This is a genomic window from uncultured Eudoraea sp. (assembly GCF_947490415.1).
Classification (GTDB): Bacteria; Bacteroidota; Bacteroidia; order Flavobacteriales; family Flavobacteriaceae; genus Eudoraea.
This window is the reverse complement of sequence record NZ_CANLGX010000001.1, coordinates 225,368-242,810: the sequence shown is the minus strand read 5'-3', so window position 1 is coordinate 242,810 and position 17,443 is coordinate 225,368. Positions and strand designations below refer to the sequence as shown.

General features: G+C 38.9%; 11 protein-coding genes. 7 read left to right on the top strand and 4 right to left on the bottom strand.

The window, feature by feature from the left end:
* Window positions 1-6 precede the first annotated feature (6 nt).
* Window positions 7-1,623 (bottom strand): RagB/SusD family nutrient uptake outer membrane protein, encoded by a 1,617-nt coding sequence (locus tag Q0874_RS01020; RefSeq protein WP_299158225.1) that lies wholly within the window; start codon window positions 1,621-1,623, stop codon window positions 7-9.
* Between the two features lie 17 nt (window positions 1,624-1,640).
* Window positions 1,641-4,733 (bottom strand): SusC/RagA family TonB-linked outer membrane protein, encoded by a 3,093-nt coding sequence (locus Q0874_RS01015; RefSeq protein WP_299158222.1) that lies wholly within the window; start codon window positions 4,731-4,733, stop codon window positions 1,641-1,643.
* Window positions 4,734-5,087: 354 nt separating this feature from the next.
* On the opposite strand from Q0874_RS01015, the gene Q0874_RS01010 reads away from it, so the two are divergent.
* The 7 genes from Q0874_RS01010 (at window position 5,088) to Q0874_RS00980 (ending at window position 15,106) form a co-directional block, all read left to right on the top strand.
* The gene (locus tag Q0874_RS01010) at window positions 5,088-6,119 is read left to right on the top strand and encodes a LacI family DNA-binding transcriptional regulator (protein WP_299158219.1); all 1,032 of its coding nucleotides are present in this window, start codon (window positions 5,088-5,090) and stop codon (window positions 6,117-6,119) included.
* A 20-nt stretch (window positions 6,120-6,139) separates the two neighbouring features.
* Window positions 6,140-6,811 carry a beta-phosphoglucomutase gene (pgmB, locus tag Q0874_RS01005; RefSeq protein WP_299158216.1) on the top strand — a complete coding sequence of 224 codons (672 nt, stop codon included), beginning with the start codon at window positions 6,140-6,142 and terminating at the stop codon, window positions 6,809-6,811.
* Between the two features lie 75 nt (window positions 6,812-6,886).
* Entirely contained in the window at window positions 6,887-9,202 is a 2,316-nt protein-coding gene (locus Q0874_RS01000; protein WP_299158213.1) for a glycoside hydrolase family 65 protein, read from the top strand.
* Between the two features lie 73 nt (window positions 9,203-9,275).
* A complete protein-coding gene (locus tag Q0874_RS00995) occupies window positions 9,276-11,165 on the top strand; it encodes a glycoside hydrolase family 13 protein (protein WP_367275378.1) in 1,890 nt (629 codons plus the stop codon).
* 88 nt (window positions 11,166-11,253) lie between these two features.
* Complete coding sequence (locus tag Q0874_RS00990) at window positions 11,254-13,047, top strand: alpha-amylase family glycosyl hydrolase (RefSeq protein WP_299158210.1); 1,794 nt, start codon at window positions 11,254-11,256, stop codon at window positions 13,045-13,047.
* 62 nt (window positions 13,048-13,109) lie between these two features.
* A complete protein-coding gene (locus Q0874_RS00985; protein WP_299158207.1) occupies window positions 13,110-13,817 on the top strand; it encodes a glycerophosphodiester phosphodiesterase in 708 nt (235 codons plus the stop codon).
* The gene (locus Q0874_RS00980) at window positions 13,817-15,106 is read left to right on the top strand and encodes an NAD(P)/FAD-dependent oxidoreductase (RefSeq protein ID WP_299158204.1); all 1,290 of its coding nucleotides are present in this window, start codon (window positions 13,817-13,819) and stop codon (window positions 15,104-15,106) included. Before Q0874_RS00985 ends, Q0874_RS00980 begins: the two co-directional genes overlap by 1 nt.
* A gap of 10 nt (window positions 15,107-15,116) precedes the next feature.
* Here the strand turns inward: Q0874_RS00980 and Q0874_RS00975 are convergent, their stop codons facing one another.
* Window positions 15,117-15,851, bottom strand: coding sequence for an MIP/aquaporin family protein (locus tag Q0874_RS00975; protein WP_299158201.1), 735 nt, complete (start codon window positions 15,849-15,851; stop codon window positions 15,117-15,119).
* A gap of 19 nt (window positions 15,852-15,870) precedes the next feature.
* On the bottom strand, window positions 15,871-17,361 hold the full coding sequence (glpK, locus tag Q0874_RS00970; protein ID WP_299158198.1) for a glycerol kinase GlpK: 1,491 nt from the start codon (window positions 17,359-17,361) through the stop codon (window positions 15,871-15,873).
* Window positions 17,362-17,443 lie beyond the last annotated feature (82 nt).

The window sequence follows — 17,443 nt, the reverse complement described above, 5'->3', positions numbered from 1 at the left end:
AACTTCTTAGTATCCAGGATTCTGAACCAAATTAGGGTTAAGAATAATCTGTGTAGCAGGAATAGGGAATAATTCACGATCTGAGTTACCAATAGCGGCAGGGTCTTTAAATTCCCAATCGCGCGTGTATTGACCAAATCTGATTAAATCATTACGCCTCCAAAACTCTATATATAGTTCTCTACCTCTTTCATCTATCAAATCATCTAATGTTACAGTGGCTATAGGACTGGCATCACGTAAAACACGCAGATCATTAACCATTGCCGTTGCATCGCCTCCGCTTCTAAGCATGGCTTCTGCCTTCATTAAATAAGCATCAGAATATCTGAAGAAGACTTCATGTGAAACGAAACCACCATAGCTGGGATGGTACTTAAGTACTCTTATACCTGTTATTTCATCATTATCTAAAAGGCTTGGTTGGCCATCGACAGTACTAACAAATTCTCTGGAAAAAACCAAAGGCGCGCCACCTCGCTCTGTGAGCGGTGCACCCGTTGGGCCATATTGCTGTCCTTTAAGGAAACCAAAACCAATATTGGTACCGTCCGCAATTCCATCATCATTATCATCAACGGTGCCATCAACTCCGGCAGGTAAACCTTGAAGAGGTACAAAACCTCTTCTTTCATCCCTGGGCCCAGCATTTTCTAAATTACTTTCTGGTCCTTCAAATAAATCATAAAACTCAGATAAGGTAGAAAAGCCATTCCAACCACCCGATTGCTCTGGTGTAACAAGGTTATAGTGCAAACCATTCCAAATCCTGTTACCAACCTGTGTATTGATCCACCATATGGTTTCATTATCCGGGGTATCTCTAAATATGTCAAAGTATCCCTCCTCTAATTCATAACCATCGGCAGTAATTTCATCTACCAGGGTAATCACCCTTGCCATATCTGCAGCATCAGGGCTGCCAGATCCGTTGAAAATATGTCTGTTCAAATGAGTTTTAGCCAATAAATATCGGGCTGCAGCTTTTGAGACATTTACGTTTTCTGCACCTGAAGGTCCCGTAGCGGGAAGACCTGAAATAGCGGCTTCCAAATCGGAAACTATAAGAGCTATGGCATCTTCACCAGTCAAAACTTCAGGATCCGTCAATGGTGGAGCCTCAGTATCCCTGATAGGCACCTGGCCAAAATTGTCTAATATTACATATACCGCTAAAGCTCTGAAGAATGATGCAGCTGCCCTTGAATCTGGCGAAGATGCAGACCTGGAGTCTAATACTTCACTCGCTACGAGCTGAAGCTCATTCCATTGATTCCAAACAGTAGTAATATACTGGTGATCCGGAGTCCATGAGTGCTGATGCAATTGTCTCCATATACCATTATCTCCCCAGTCAGAACCTCTTGTAGGAACTAACATTTCATCTGTGGTAACTTCACTAAGCGCATAAAGGTTAGCCTGGTCACCAATGAATCCGTTTATGGAATTATACATAGAAGTAACCTGACTTGCCGCTTCTTCGGCAGTTGCAATACCCTCAAAGTTAGTGGCAAGCAAAGAATCGGTTGGTTCGATTTCCAGATCGGTACATGAGAAAAAAAGTGCCAATGCCGGTAACGAAAACATCAAAATTTTTGATCGTGTTTTTAAATAATTAATCATTGCAGTTTTTTTTTAAATTAAAATTTAGCATTTATACCTAAAGTCACTGTCAGTGGTCTTGGGAATGTGGTATAATCTATTCCCTGACTAGGGATACCAGTACCAAAATCACCTGTGTTAGCCGAAACCTCAGGGTCCAGACCGCTATAGCCAGTAAACAGTAATAAATTTTGTCCAGTTATTGAGAACCTTAAATTCTTAAACGTTCCTTCCTTAAGAGGCACATTATAGCCAACCGTTGCGTTTTGTAATCTAACAAAATCGCCTTTTTCTAAATACAGCGTAGAAACTTCTTGCGATACTAGCGCTAAACCTTCGGCATCTGTATTTCTGGAAGTTAAGAAGGTAGGCCTGTTTAAGAAGGCATTTCTTGTGTTGTTGTATACCGAGAACCCAAACTGTCCTGCAAAGAAGACATTGGCGTCAAATCTGCCCGCATTTAAGTTAAGTGTAAGTCCCGAAAGAACATCAGGCACAGCGTCTTCGCCAACAAAATCTTTATCGTCAGCACTGAAGTTAGGGTTTCCGTTGGCATCCTCAGAATATGTTGCCATATAGTAGGAGAAAATAGATATTCCTTCTCCCAGACGTTGGGCGAAAGCACCGGTAAGCCCCGGACCATTAATTTCTCCGAAATCTGCAGTTGTACCTTCTAGTCCTTTAACCTTGTTATCGTTATAAGAGATATTAAATGCTCCTGAAAAAGTTAATTTATCATTTTGAATAAAATCATAGGCAACGGCCAATTCTACTCCCTGGTTGACTAATTTACCATTTTCAAGATTCTTAAAGACAAAAGGATCAAAAGCCGGCGCAGCCGCCGCTTGTCTGAACAAAAGATCTTTTGTCTCCTTTTTGTAGAAGTCGAGTGAGCCTGTAAAACGATCTAGGTTGAAACCAAAATCAATTCCCACATTCAAATCAGTGGTCTCTTCCCACTTTAAATCTGGATTTTGAACTGCTACGGTTTCCAGACCTGGTCTGTTAATACTACCATCATCATTAATACTCGGGTCAGCAAAACGTTGTCTTTTAATAAACTGACCATATGATAAACCATCCTGGTTACCTGTGATACCTCCACTTAATCTTAGTTTTAATGTAGAAATGGCAGGACCAATAAACTCTTCTTCATTAATTTTCCACGCAAAAGCACCTGATGGGAAATAACCATATTGGTTGTCCGGTGAAAATTTAGACGAACCATCTGCTCTAAAAGTTGCAGTAAATAGGTATTTGTTATGCAGGTTTACATTAGCCCTTGCAAAGTACGATTGTAATTCATCAGTATTGTTGTAGTTATTTACCCAGACAGCGGCATATTGTCTGCCCTGAACGGAGCCAAGCACTGCGCTATCATTGAATGGGTTAAGAGTGTTTACAAAAGTACCGTTAACATCATAACCAAATTGTTGGTATGGGCCTGCGATGGTACTAGCTGCATTATTTATGTCTTGTCTTAAGTTTGTACCCATTTGGTCCAGGTTAACTTCAGGTGTACCCCAACCCTGAGAATTGAATCCTTGTCGTTGAAAATCCTGATAGGTAAAACCTATAATCGCATCCAAAGAGACGTTAGTCCAATCTCTCTGCCAATTAAGGGTCGCCTCAAGTAATTTACTTGTAGCCCGCAATTCATTAAACGAGGCCTGCCCGTTATCACTTACCCTGTTCTGATTTGTGACTAGAGGTGAGATAGTTGCGCTTGCTGTAGCATCAGAGTCATCATAACCCAAAGCTATTTTAGCTCTCAGTTCATTATCGTCATCATCGATAATATCATAAGAAGTCGCAAAATTGATTAAAAACCTGTCTGTATTGGTTTTTTGGCGGTAATAAGCCAAAAGGTTGGCAGGATTTAAAAGGTTACCTGCAATAACAAATGATGGATTGTTAGGCCATGTTGGGTTTGCGGAATATGTGGCTCCAATTAAGTTACCACTGGCACCGGAACCTCCACTAATTTGAGGGGCTAAATCATTGACACGCGCAAGTGAGGCTTGTAAATCAAATTTTAGCCTGTCATCCAAAAAGCGTTGATTTATATTTACCCTTCCTGTTATTCTTTCTTGAGAAGAACCTTGAATAACTCCAAACTGTTTTCCATAAGAGAAAGTTCCTCTTACATTACCGCTACCATAATTATTGGAATAGGATAAATTGGTAACAGGAGAAGCCACGGTTCTTAGCACTACTTTCTGCCAGTCTGTATTAGAGCCTGCATTAATATCGTTCGCGATATCCTGGCCACGAAATTCGGCAGTCTGTGCAAGAAATGTTGGTCCATCCAGAAGGTCAAAATTCTGTCTTGGTGTTGAAATACTGAGGGTTTGGTCTAATTCCCATACACCACCTGAAGCAGTTTTACCACTTTTTGTGGTTACGATTACTACCCCGTTAGCTCCCCTGGACCCATAAATAGCTGTTGCAGAGGCATCTTTTAAGATAGAGATACTTTCAATATCAGAGGGGTTTATAAAATTTAATGGATTTCTTGAAGCATTTTCGCCACCAGTTATATCACCACCACCAGGAGTGGTAGATTCAGATGACAGAGGAACACCATCTACAACGAATAGCGGACTATTGTTGGAACGGATGGAGTTAGCACCCCTGATCCTAATGTTTACTCCGGCACCAGGCTCACCACTAGACTGAGTAATCTGTACCCCTGCAGTTTTACCCTGGATCAGTTGCTCCGGAGAAGCAATAATACCTCCGTTAAAATCTTCAGAATTAATTGCTGAGACAGCACCTGTTGCATCTTTAACCGTAGTAGTACCATAACCTATGATAACTACTTCATCCAATGCCTGTGCATCTTCTGCCAAAACTACATTAACAGTAGTTCTTCCATTTAATGCGACTTCTTGAGTAGTGTAACCGATATAACTAATAACAAGAGTGGCATCGCTGTCCACATTGTTTATTGTAAAGTTACCATCAAAGTCTGTCTGTGTACCGTTGGTAGTTCCTCTTACAACAACACTGGCCCCTGGTAAAGGACCATTTGCATCAGAAACTGTACCTGATACTTCTTGCGCTTTTGCAAGTCCGAAGCTTAAAATAGCTCCAACCAATAAAAAGCTCTTTAGTAGCGTAATCTTCATAAAAAGTTAATTTTGAGTTTAGTTAATTTTAGTATCAAAGGTTAAACCTATGTAAAAAATATGTTAATGTCATTCTGTTAACAACACGTATTAACAACGAAAACGGTTTCGTGTTAATAACTTTTGTTAAATAACAGTCTGACAATATCGGATTGGCAAAATTATGTTATCCCTATTTTATGGGTTCAAACTTTGTTAAAAACGGAACAAATATAGTATTTTTTTTATTCCGCAAGCTTATAAAGATACTAGTTTAAATGGTTATGGGCATTTTTATATGTTAAAAAAGAATATATTTATAAGTTGGCTAATTTTAATTGCTTTAACATTTGGAATATTTTTATTCTTTAAGATTTGAAAAAAAAGATTACTCTTAAACAAATTGCCAGGGAATTGGAAGTGTCTATTTCAACAGTTTCGAAGGCCCTGAAAAACAGTCGAGAAATAAGCAAGGATACAACAGAAAAAATTCAGGCCTTTGCTAAACTTTACCACTACAAACCTAACAATATTGCTTTAAGCCTTAAAAGCAGGCGTACTAAAAATATAGGGGTAATCATTCCTGATATAGTTCATCATTTTTTCACTACAGTATTTAGAGGGATAGAGCAATTTGCAGATACAAAGGGGTACAATGTTATTGCATGTGTATCTGATGAATCTTTTGAAAAGGAGGTGATCAATATGGAGTTATTGGCAAATGGCAGTATTGATGGTTTCATTATGGCTCTATCTGCAGAAACACAGCTAAAAAATGATTTCCACCATTTAAAGGAAACAATTGATCAGGGTATGCCGCTGGTTCTTTTTGATAGGGTTACGGATGAAGTAATCTGTGATAAGGTAGTTATTAACGACTTTGAAGCGGCTTATATGGCGGTAAAAAAACTTATCGACGATGGCAGAAAACGAATTGCACTGGTAACAACCGAAAGTTATTTGAATGTAAGTGAAAAAAGAGCTCAAGGTTATTACCAGGCTCTGAAAGATCACAACCTTGAACTGGATAAAAGTTTAATTTTACGTTTGCCTTATCAATTCGAAGATGAAATAATGAGCGAAACCTTCTTTGCAACAACTAATTTGGATGCGGTCTTATGTGTTAATGAAATTTTTGCAGTCAGATCTATGAGGATAGCACAGCGAAATGGATTGAGAATCCCGGAAGACGTTGCTTTTATTGGGTTTACGGATGGTATTTTGTCTAAACTGGCTACACCTGCACTTACATCGGTTGCCCAACATGGAGAACGAATGGGTGAAATTGCTGCCAGAATGCTCATTGAGAAGATTGAAAGAGATGATGAAAAGGAATTGGAAGAAGAAACTTTTAGAACGGAAGTTATCGAAGCAACGCTGATAGAAAGAGAATCTACAATTAACTAATTACACACATTAATAGTCAAATGAAGAAAACCGGATTTATATTCGATTTAGACGGAGTAATTGTCGATACCGCAAAATACCATTACCTGGCCTGGAAAAATCTGGCCGATGAACTCGGTATTCAATTCACCGAAGATGATAATGAGAAATTCAAAGGTGTAAGTCGTAAAAGATGTCTCGAGATTTTATTGGAAATGGGAAATATTTCCGTTTCAAAAGAACAATTCGACCTGTGGTTGCAGGAAAAAAACGAGGACTATCTGAAATATATTTCCAAAATGGACAAAAGTGAAATACTTCCTGATGTGCCCAAGGTTTTAGAATATCTTAAAGAGAAAGGAATTCCAATGGCGCTTGGTTCTGCAAGTAAAAATGCTGTTTCAATTTTAAAAAAGGTTGAGTTAATGTCTTATTTTGACGCTATTGTAGATGGCACACAGGTAACCAAAGCTAAACCTGATCCTGAGGTCTTTTTGATAGCCGCAAAAAAAATAGGGGTAAAACCCAAAAATTGCGTTGTTTTTGAGGATGCACTAGCCGGAATAGAGGCCGCCAACGCCGCAGGTATGGAAAGCATAGGTATTGGAGACGTGAATATTTTGTCTGATGCCGACCACGGTTTTAATAACTTCACTGAAATAGATCTAGGGTTTTTAAATGACCTAATTTTAGTACTAAAGAGTAAAAATTAAGGTATTTATCCTGCAAATTATACTTATTTGCCTATTTTAATCAATTCTTAGATAAAGGTTTTAACGTATTATAATATGAATAAAGAATATATAATAGCAGACGAATGGTCTATAATTGAGGAAGGGTTTAACAAGGAGAACGTAAAATCTTCCGAGAGCCTCTTTAGTATTGGAAATGGTGCCATGGGGCAGCGTGCAAATTTTGAGGAACAATACTCCGGTCCGACGTTTCAGGGGAGCTACATTGCTGGAGTTTACTATCCGGATAAAACAAGGGTAGGTTGGTGGAAGAATGGTTACCCGGAATATTTTGCCAAAGTTTTAAATGCACCTAACTGGATTGGGATTAACGTTTATGTCGATGAAGAGCCTTTAGACCTTAATACGTGCACGAATATTACCGGCTTCAGGCGAGAACTCAATATGAAGGGGGGTTGGTATAAAAGAAATTTCACCGCTACATTACCCAATTCTATTACAGTTGATGTTGAAGTAATTCGGTTTTTAAGCCTGGATATTGATGAAGTAGGGGCTATAAAGTATAAAATTACACCAGTAGATAGAAATGCATCTGTTCGTTTTGTGCCATATTTAGATAATGGTATTACCAATGAGGACAGTAATTGGGCCGATAAATTCTGGAATGTTACTAAGGTGAGTTCTGCAGGGAAACAGGCTTTTATAGAAGCTCATACCATGAAAACCCACTTTGAGGTTTGCACTTTTATGGAATGCCAGTTAACTTCTAATGGTACAGAAGTCCCTGTTGATGTTACAGAAGAAGTCAAAGAATTATGGGTTGGGCATGAATATACTCATGCGGTTAAACAAGGTGAAGCGGTTACTTTTTATAAATATGGAGGTTATACCGTTTCCAGAGATCACCAGCCAGATGAATTGGTGAATGCCGCAAAAAAGGCCCTTAAATCTGCTTCTTCCATTGGGTTCGATAAATTATTGGAAAAACAAATATTAACCTGGGCCCAAATTTGGGAGATGAGTGACATAAGCATTCAGGGTGATGTGAAAGCTCAGCAAGGCATTAGATTTAATATATTTCACTTAAATCAAACTTATTTAGGCACGGATTCCAGACTAAATATAGGCCCAAAAGGGTTTACAGGAGAAAAGTATGGGGGCAGTACCTATTGGGATACTGAAGCCTATTGCATTCCTTTTTATATGGCGACCAAAGATCACCTTGTGGCCAGGAATCTGCTGCAGTATAGGTATAATCATCTGGAAAAGGCTATTGAGAATGCCCAGAAATTGGGTTTTGTTAATGGAGCAGCCTTATACCCAATGGTAACAATGAACGGGGAAGAATGCCATAATGAATGGGAGATTACTTTTGAAGAAATTCACCGCAATGGAGCAATTGCATTTGCCATATACAATTATTACCGATATACAGGAGACTATTCATATATTCCTGAAATGGGTCTCGAAGTATTAATCGGGATTTCCCGTTTCTGGGGACAAAGAGCTACATTTTCAAAAGACAAAAACAAGTTTGTAATACTTGGGGTAACGGGACCCAATGAATACGAAAACAATGTCAATAATAATTGGTATACCAATTACCTTGCAAAATGGTGTATGGAATATACGCTGGAACAGCTGCAAAAGATAAAAGAAGGGTATAAAGAAGACTATACCAGGATCATTGGGCGCACTTCACTTACTCCGGCAGAGACTGATAAGTGGGAAGAGATTTCACAAAATTTGTACTTTCCCTTTTCAGACGAATTGGATATTTACCTTCAGCAAGATGGATTTTTGGACAAAGAACTTATCACAGTAGAAGATCTTGATGTTTCCCAAAGACCAATTAATCAAAAATGGAGCTGGGACAGGATTTTGCGTTCACCCTACATAAAACAGGCAGATACTTTACAAGGATTTTATTTATTTGAAGATCATTTCAGTTTAGAAGAACTTGAAAGACATTTCGATTTCTATGAACCATTTACCGTCCATGAATCGTCTTTGTCGCCTTGCGTGCACAGTATTCAGGCTGCAAAATTAGGCAGGATGGAGCAGGCGTACCAGTTTTATTTACGTACTTCAAGACTGGATCTGGATGATTATAACAAAGAGGTTGAAGAAGGTTTACATATCACTTCAATGGCGGGAACATGGATGAGTATCGTAGAGGGATTTGGAGGAATGCGAATGAAAGATGATAAATTGTCTTTTGCTCCGAAAATTCCAAGTCAGTGGAAATCGTATTCATTTAAAGTAAATTTCAGAAATCGGATTATTAAGGTTAATGTCACCAAAAATCAGACTAGTTTTGAACATGATGGGGCTGCTGAAATGACTATACGGGTAAATGGCAAAAGGGTACTTTTAAAACCATCTCAGGAAACTATAGAACAAAACACTTAAAAAATCCTGTTTGATAATTTATTTACCTTATTGAATCATTTTATAAAGATTGTATTTGACAAGAAATTAACCCATGATGAAAATTGGATGGTTAATAAAATCAAATGTTTTAACTGGCATGTTCTTTTTGATGGTATCTTTTTCATCCGCTCAGATAGATAGGGTTGAGCCTCCTAATTGGTGGCTGGGGTTCAAGAATGCCAGATTACAGCTAATGTTGCATGGTAGTGGAATTGGCACAACTACCCCGTCAATTCTATACAATGGAGTTAGCCTGGAAGCCTTCCATAGGGCTGAAAATCCGAATTATTTATTCCTGGATATTACGATTTCTGCAGATACTCTCCCCGGTCTAATGGAAATTTTGCTCACCACTGAGGGCGGAAATCAAATCTCTTATTCATATCCTTTAAACAGAAGAGAAAAACTATCTGAGGAATATTTGGGTTTTGATTCTTCAGATGTAATCTATTTAATTACCCCGGATCGTTTCGCCAATGGTGATCCTGAAATAAATATTGTCCCAGGACTTCTTGAAAAAAAGATCAACAGGAAAGATGACTATGCGCGTCATGGAGGGGATATTCAAGGAATTATTAATCATTTAGACTATATAGCTTCCATGGGGTTTACTGCCTTGTGGTCTACCCCTTTATTGATTAACGATATGCCCCAGTCTTCGTACCATGGCTATGCAATGACCGATTTTTATCGGGTAGATCCACGTTTTGGAAATCTGGAGGACTATATTATGCTCTCGCAGAAAGCGGCGGAAAATGGAATAAAATTAATCATGGACCAGGTTGCCAATCATTGCGGGGCCAATCATTGGTGGATGTCAGATTTACCGTTCCACGATTGGGTAAACTTTCAATCAGAGTATGAGGAAGGAGCAGATGCGAAGGTTACAAATCACCGGCGCACGGTAAATCAGGATCTTTACGCTTCAAAAGCTGATAAATATCTAATGGATAATGGATGGTTTGTACCCTCAATGCCAGATTTAAACCAAAACAACCCATTTATGGCCAATTATATTATTCAGAATAGTATTTGGTGGATAGAGACTTTAAAACTTGGCGGGATCAGACAGGATACCTATCCTTATCCAGATAAGGAATTTATGAGCAGATGGGCCGGGAGCATTATGCACGAATATCCAAATTTTAATATTGTTGGAGAGGAATGGACTTATAACCCACTTTTGGTTCGCTATTGGCAACAAGGGGTAACCAATTCAGATGGTTACGAATCTAACCTTAAAACAACAATGGATTTTCCCTTACAGCGTACATTAATTGAAGCACTTAATGCGGAGGAGAATTGGGATTCCGGATTGGTAAAATTATATGAAGGACTTGCCAATGATTTTGCATATTACGACCCTTCTTCGATTTTGTTTTTTGGAGATAATCATGATATGGACCGTCTTTTTACACAGTTGAATGAAGATTTTGAAAAAACCAAAATGGCACTGGCATTTATAATCTCAGCTCCTCGCATACCTCAAATTTATTATGGCACTGAAGTTTTATTAAATAATAGTGATAATCCCGGAGACCATGGTCTTATCCGGTCTGACTTTCCGGGGGGATGGGAAAACGATAGTGTTAACGCTTTTACTGGTGAGGGCCTTACCAGGGAACAGAAAGAAATGCAGGAGTTTACAAGAAAATTAGTGAACTATCGAAAAGGAAGTACGGCAATTCAAACTGGCAAAACCACGCATTTCGCCCCAAAGGATGGGGTTTATGTCATTTTCAGGCAGAATAAAGATGAAACAGTAATGCTAATACTAAACAAAAACGAGATACCTTATACATTAAACTTGGAACGTTTTAATGAAATGAATCTTATTGGGAATAGATTTAAAGATATTCTTACCTCAGAAGAAGTTCTTTTGAAAAATGAATTGCATTTAAAAAATAATGGAGTACTAATACTCAGCAAAAAATCTAATTAGGATGCAAAAGATTGTATTGGTTATTTTAAGTTGCTTTGTATTTATATTAGGGTGTGCTGAGGAAAAAGAACGGACAAATATTAAAAAAATGAAGAGCTTAAATCAATCAAATAAAAAAGTAGTATATCAGGTGTTTACACGTTTGTTCGGAAATACAAACACCACTAATAAACCCTGGGGAACTATCCAGGAAAATGGGGTTGGTAAATTTTCTGATTTTACGGATAAGGCTTTAATGGAGATCAAAGATCTTGGTATTACCCATATATGGTATACGGGGGTGCCGCATCATGCAGTGGTAACAGATTATACGGCATACAATATTTCTAATGATGACCCGGATGTCGTGAAAGGCAGGGCAGGATCTCCCTATGCAGTTAAAGATTACTACAACGTTAATCCTGACCTGGCAGATGACCCGATTAATCGATTGGAAGAATTTAAATCTTTGATAGAGCGAACGCACGATGTGGGGTTAAAATTGTTGATAGACATAGTTCCAAATCATGTTGCGCGAAAATACGAAGGCGGGTCAACACCAAAGGGGAAAGAACCATTTGGAGCAAAGGACGATACTACAATAGAATACCATAAGGATAACAATTATTATTATATAACAGAAGAATCCTTCAAAGTGCCGGTATGGCAAAACGGTTACTTACCTCTTGGTGGCGAAAAGCACCCTTTGGCAGATGGTAAATTTGATGAGAATCCGGCAAAATGGACGGGGAATGGTTCACGTCTTGCCCAGCCGGATTTTAATGATTGGTACGAAACTGTGAAAATTAATTATGGGGTTCGGCCGGATGGGTCGTATGATTTTGAAACCTTGCCCGATGAATATGCTCAAAAGGATTACAAAGCCCACTACGCTTTTTGGTCGGATAAGGACATTCCCGATTCATGGAAAAAATTTAAAGATATTGCCTTGTATTGGTTGGAGATGGGGGTGGATGGATTCCGTTTTGATATGGCTGAAATGGTACCTATAGAATTCTGGAGCTTTATGAACTCCCATATTAAAATGAAAAATCCGGATGCTTTTCTATTGGCTGAAGTTTATAACCCAGATTTATATAGGGCTTTTATACATAAGGGAAAAATGGATTATCTGTATGACAAGGTTGAATTCTACGATAGCCTGAAGCATATTATGCAGGGTCATGGATGGACTGACCATATTCCAATAGTTCAAAAAGGAATGCAGGATATTGAACATAAGATGCTGCATTTTCTCGAAAACCACGATGAACAACGAATTGCGAGTCCGGATTTTGCGGGTAGTGCGGTAAAGGGGAAACCTGCAATGGTAGTATCAGCTACTATAAGCACTTCCCCAACGATGATATATTTTGGTCAGGAAGTAGGGGAGCCCGGGAAAGAATACGCAGGTTTTGGCAGCCCCACCCGAACATCCATATTCGATTATGTAGGAGTTCCGCATCATCAGAGGTGGGTAAACAATAGAAAGTTTGATGGAGGCCAATTGCTGCCTGAAGAAAATGAACTGCGGGACTTTTACAAACGGTTACTCAACTTTACAATTGGCAGTGAAGCATTAATGGGTAAGTATGCTGATATACATTATTACAATAGGGATAATACTGAAAATTACAACTACAAATTACTTTCATATGCGCGATGGTCTCAAAATGAGAAGCTTGTTGTCATTGCTAATTTTGACGCAGAGAAATCGTATTCTTTTGAATTAAAAATTCCAGCGGAAATAATAGAGGAGTGGGAGTTAAAGGAAGGCTCATTTAATATTTCAGATGTCCTTTATGGTAAAACAAAATTGGTTCTGAAAGTTAGTGATGGGATAGGTAGATTCACTGTGGAGATTCATCCGTTAGAATCTTTTATCTTTAAACTTTCCGATTAAAGAGTAATCAAAAGTTCAATTTGATGAGAAGGTTTATACCAGTACTACTTATACTTTTTTTTATGAATTGCAAAGAGAAAAGTAACGCACTAATAACCATAGGACACAGGGGCGCCATGGGACACGAGACAGAAAATACCCTTGCCTCCATTCAGAAGGCATTAGATCTCAATGTAGATATGATAGAAATAGATGTCTTTAAAATCGCGAGTGGTGAAATAGTCGTTTTCCATGATGAGAAAATTGACCGCATAACAGATGGCAGCGGTGGAATTGAAAGTTTGGATTTAGTAGCCCTAAAAAATTTGACCGTTGAAGGGAATCATAAAATTCCGCTGCTAAGCGAAGTTTTGGATGTAATAAATCATAAGGTACCCTTGAATATTGAATTAAAAGGCCCCGGTACATCTGAAGGTGTAATGAATCTTATTAAGACTTATATGGAGAATGAGGGCTGGACTTTGGATGATTTTCTGATCTCCAGTTTTAATTGGGAGGAGCTAAAAAATATGCGCCGTATTAATAAGGATATAAAAATTGCCATACTAACAGAGGACGATCCATTAGATGCGATTCCCATTGCCAATGATCTGAATGCAGTAGCTATAAACCCCAATTACCTTAGTTTAACCAGGGAAAATGTCCAGGAAATTAAAAGTCAGGGTTTTAAAGTTTTCACATGGACTGTAAATGATACAGAGCAAATTTCGAAGCTGAGAGAATTGGGTGTTGATGGGGTTTTTACTAATTACCCGGAGCGGGTCAACTAATGTTTGATGTAATTATAGTAGGAGGTGGTGCTGCAGGATTTTATTGCGCTATTCATATTGCAGAAGCAAATCCTAGTTTGAAAATAGCCATTCTTGAGCGTGGAAAACAAGTCCTGTCCAAAGTTAAGGTATCAGGTGGTGGCCGATGTAACGTCACCCATGCAGAATTTGAGCCCTCTTCACTGGTAAAAAACTACCCCAGGGGCGAAAAAGAACTTTTGGGTCCGTTTCACATTTATTCCACAGCAGATACGATACAGTTTTTTGAAAAACGTGGAATAAAAATAAAAACCGAATCAGATGGGAGAATGTTTCCTGAAAGTAATTCCTCCCAGACCATTATCGATTGTTTTCTTGGTGAAATACAGAAATACGGTATTACCCTCCTTAAGAGTAGCTCAGTTATAAATATCCAGCCATTTAAAGATATTAAATTGGGTAAAGAGGCGGTATGGCAGGTGCAATCAGTTAAAAAGGTTTATCAGGCAAAAAGAATTGTACTTGCAACAGGGAGCAGTACTAAAATATGGAATTTGTTAGAACAGCTCGGACATAACATTGTGACACCTGTACCTTCTTTATTTACATTTAATATTAATGATAGTAGAATTTCCGGAATTCCCGGGCTGAGCACTAATGCCAGGATTGAAATTTTACCCAGACAGATGATGGGAAAAGAGATCAATACCAAATTTAAAAAAAGAAAAAGTGGTACTTTAAATTTGATTTCCGAAGGCCCTGTTCTTATTACACATTGGGGTTTGAGTGGCCCGGTTATCTTAAAACTCTCAGCCCGTGCCGCCAGATTATTAAATGAGTACAACTATAGGTTTAGGGTGAGAATTAATTGGATGCCCGATTATCATAAGGAGGGACTTTTAGCTCTTTTTAATGAGATAAAACAGATCGATCCAAAGAAGACAATTTACAAAACGAAGGCTATTGATCTCCCTGCAAGATTATGGGGCAAATTGGTTATTGCATCCGATATAGCTAAGGATTTAAAATGGGCCGATGTTTCCCGGAAGCAGCTGGATAGACTCGGACAATTTATAACGGCTTCAGAATTTAATGTAGAAGGAAAGAGTACCTTTAAAGAAGAATTTGTAACTGCCGGTGGTGTGGATCTTAAAGAGGTAAATTTTAAGACTTTTGAGAGTAAAATTCTCCCCGGTTTGTATTTTGCAGGTGAGGTATTAAATATAGACGCGGTTACCGGGGGCTTTAATTTTCAAAACGCATGGACCGGGGCTTATATCGCTGCTCAGGCGATTGCGAAGTCTTTGTAGAAACCGTTAATTAAACCAGCGGAAATGCGAGGTAAAGAAAAGCCGCAAGCAAACTGCCCAAAAGAGGGCCAATCACCGGAATCCATGAATAAGACCAGTCGTTTTTACCTTTGTTTTTAATAGGTAGCAGAGCATGCATAATTCTTGGCCCCAGATCCCTTGCCGGGTTAATTGCATAACCTGTAGTGCCGCCCAGAGATAGTCCAATTCCCCAAACAACAAAGGCAACGGGAATAGCCCCCAGAGAACCCAAACCTATTACAGCGTCCGATTCCACAATAGTAGCGTCTGTAAAAAAGAGAACTGCAAAGACCAGAACAAATGTTCCTGAAATTTCCACCAGTATGTTTGCGAAAATATTTTTGATAGCCGGACTGGTGCTAAACACTACAAGTTTTAAACCTTGTTCCTCAGTTCGGTCAAAATGGTCTATGTAAATCAGCCATACTAACAAAGCACCCAGCATAGCTCCCAGAAACTGAGCCAGCAAGTAGGAGGGGACCATATCCCAGGGAAATTCTCCGGCAGCGGCCAGGCCTATACTCACGGCAGGATTAATATGCGCTCCACTATAAGGTGCAGCAACAATCACACCGATATAAACCGCAAAGGCCCAACCGGTTGTAATTACAATCCATCCACTATTGTGTCCTTTAGTATCTTTTAGCACTACATTGGCGGTGACTCCGCACCCAAGTAGGATTAACAGAAATGTGCCTATTATTTCAGCGATAAATGGTGTCATATATAATATTGGTTTTTATCTATTTTGTCCAAAATTCCAAGGCTTCAATGGCTTTATACCAGCCATCAATCTGCTTGTTTATTAAAACCCGGTCTGTTGTTGGGTTAAAATGTACATCGGTTTGCCAAATCTCCTGAATTTGTTCCAGATTATCCCAGTAACCTACTGCCAGTCCGGCAAGGAATGCAGCGCCCATTACTGTGGTTTCTACTATTTTAGGCCTTACAGTTACTGTATTTAATACATCTGCTTGAAATTGCATAAGTAGATTGTTAACCGTAGCACCTCCATCTACCCTTAATTCCTTAATTGATATCCCCGAATCTGCTTCCATTGCCTTTAAAATATCCATAGTCTGAAAGGCAATAGATTCCAAGGCAGCCCTTGCTATATGAGCATCTGTACTTCCGCGGGTCAGACCAAATATGGTACCCTTCGCATGTTGATTCCAGTGCGGAGCTCCCAAACCTGCAAAAGCAGGGACAAAATAAACGCCACCCGAATCCGACACAGAGCTGGCCAGTTGTTCCACTTCTTTAGATGTTTTAATGATTTTAAGACTATCTCTAAGCCACTGCACCACAGCCCCGGCAATAAAAATACTTCCTTCGAGGACGTACTCAGCTTTACCATTTATTTGCCAGGCTACGGAAGTAAGAAGATTGTTTTTAGACACTATTGGCTTATCACCAATATTCATTAACATAAAACATCCTGTGCCATAAGTGTTTTTTACCATTCCCTGCTTTGTGCACATTTGACCAAATAACGCAGCCTGTTGATCTCCGGCTATTCCTGAAATTGGAATTCTGCAGGCAAACAATCCCGGAGCCGTATGTCCGTAAATCTCACTGGACTGTTTTACTCTGGGCAACATACTTTTCGGAATAGTAAATAATTCTAAGAGTTCATCATCCCATTCAAGGGTGTTGATATTGAATAAAAGTGTTCTGCAAGCATTGGTTACATCAGTTACGTGCAATTCCCCTTTGGTCATGTTCCATATTAGCCAGGTATCTATTGTTCCCATGATTAAATCACCGGCCTCGGCTCTTTCCCGCACTCCTTCTACATTATCTAAGATCCATTTGACTTTTGTGCCAGAGAAATAAGCATCAATTACAAGACCCGTTTTTTCACGCATCCATTGAGATTTTCCTTCACTTTTTAAAAGGTCGCAATATTTGGCTGTTCTTTTGTCTTGCCAGACAATGGCATTGTAAACAGGTTTTCCTGTTTTTTTATCCCAAACAACAACGGTTTCACGTTGATTTGTAATTCCTATGGCCGCGATATTTTTTGCTTCTAATCCTTTTTTAGTAACGGTTTCAGCAGCCATAGCAACTTGAGTAGACCAAATTTCCATTGCATCATGCTCCACCCAACCCGGTTTGGGAAAATATTGCGTAAATTCTCTCTGGGAAGTAGAAATAATACTTCCTTTTTTATCAAAAATTAATGCTCTACAGCTTGTGGTACCTTGATCAAAAGCAAGGATATAGGTTTCCATACTATTAGCGGTGTGGATTTTATAGAATAAAAAATGAAAGATAATAAATGTAATTGATTTATTTTATACTTCATAGTTTGCT

Excerpts from the sequence above, each read along its gene's own strand:
- Q0874_RS00990 (WP_299158210.1), top strand. The coding sequence starts at position 11,254 with ATGAAGAGCTTAAATCAATCAAATAAAAAAGTAGTATATCAGGTGTTT.
- Q0874_RS00975 (WP_299158201.1), bottom strand. The coding sequence starts at position 15,851 with ATGACACCATTTATCGCTGAAATAATAGGCACATTTCTGTTAATCCTA.
- Q0874_RS01020 (WP_299158225.1), bottom strand. The coding sequence starts at position 1,623 with ATGATTAATTATTTAAAAACACGATCAAAAATTTTGATGTTTTCGTTA.
- Q0874_RS01015 (WP_299158222.1), bottom strand. The coding sequence starts at position 4,733 with ATGAAGATTACGCTACTAAAGAGCTTTTTATTGGTTGGAGCTATTTTA.
- glpK (WP_299158198.1), bottom strand. The coding sequence starts at position 17,361 with ATGGAAACCTATATCCTTGCTTTTGATCAAGGTACCACAAGCTGTAGA.
- Q0874_RS00985 (WP_299158207.1), top strand. The coding sequence starts at position 13,110 with ATGAATTGCAAAGAGAAAAGTAACGCACTAATAACCATAGGACACAGG.
- Q0874_RS00980 (WP_299158204.1), top strand. The coding sequence starts at position 13,817 with ATGTTTGATGTAATTATAGTAGGAGGTGGTGCTGCAGGATTTTATTGC.
- Q0874_RS01000 (WP_299158213.1), top strand. The coding sequence starts at position 6,887 with ATGAATAAAGAATATATAATAGCAGACGAATGGTCTATAATTGAGGAA.
- pgmB (WP_299158216.1), top strand. The coding sequence starts at position 6,140 with ATGAAGAAAACCGGATTTATATTCGATTTAGACGGAGTAATTGTCGAT.
- Q0874_RS00995 (WP_367275378.1), top strand. The coding sequence starts at position 9,276 with ATGATGAAAATTGGATGGTTAATAAAATCAAATGTTTTAACTGGCATG.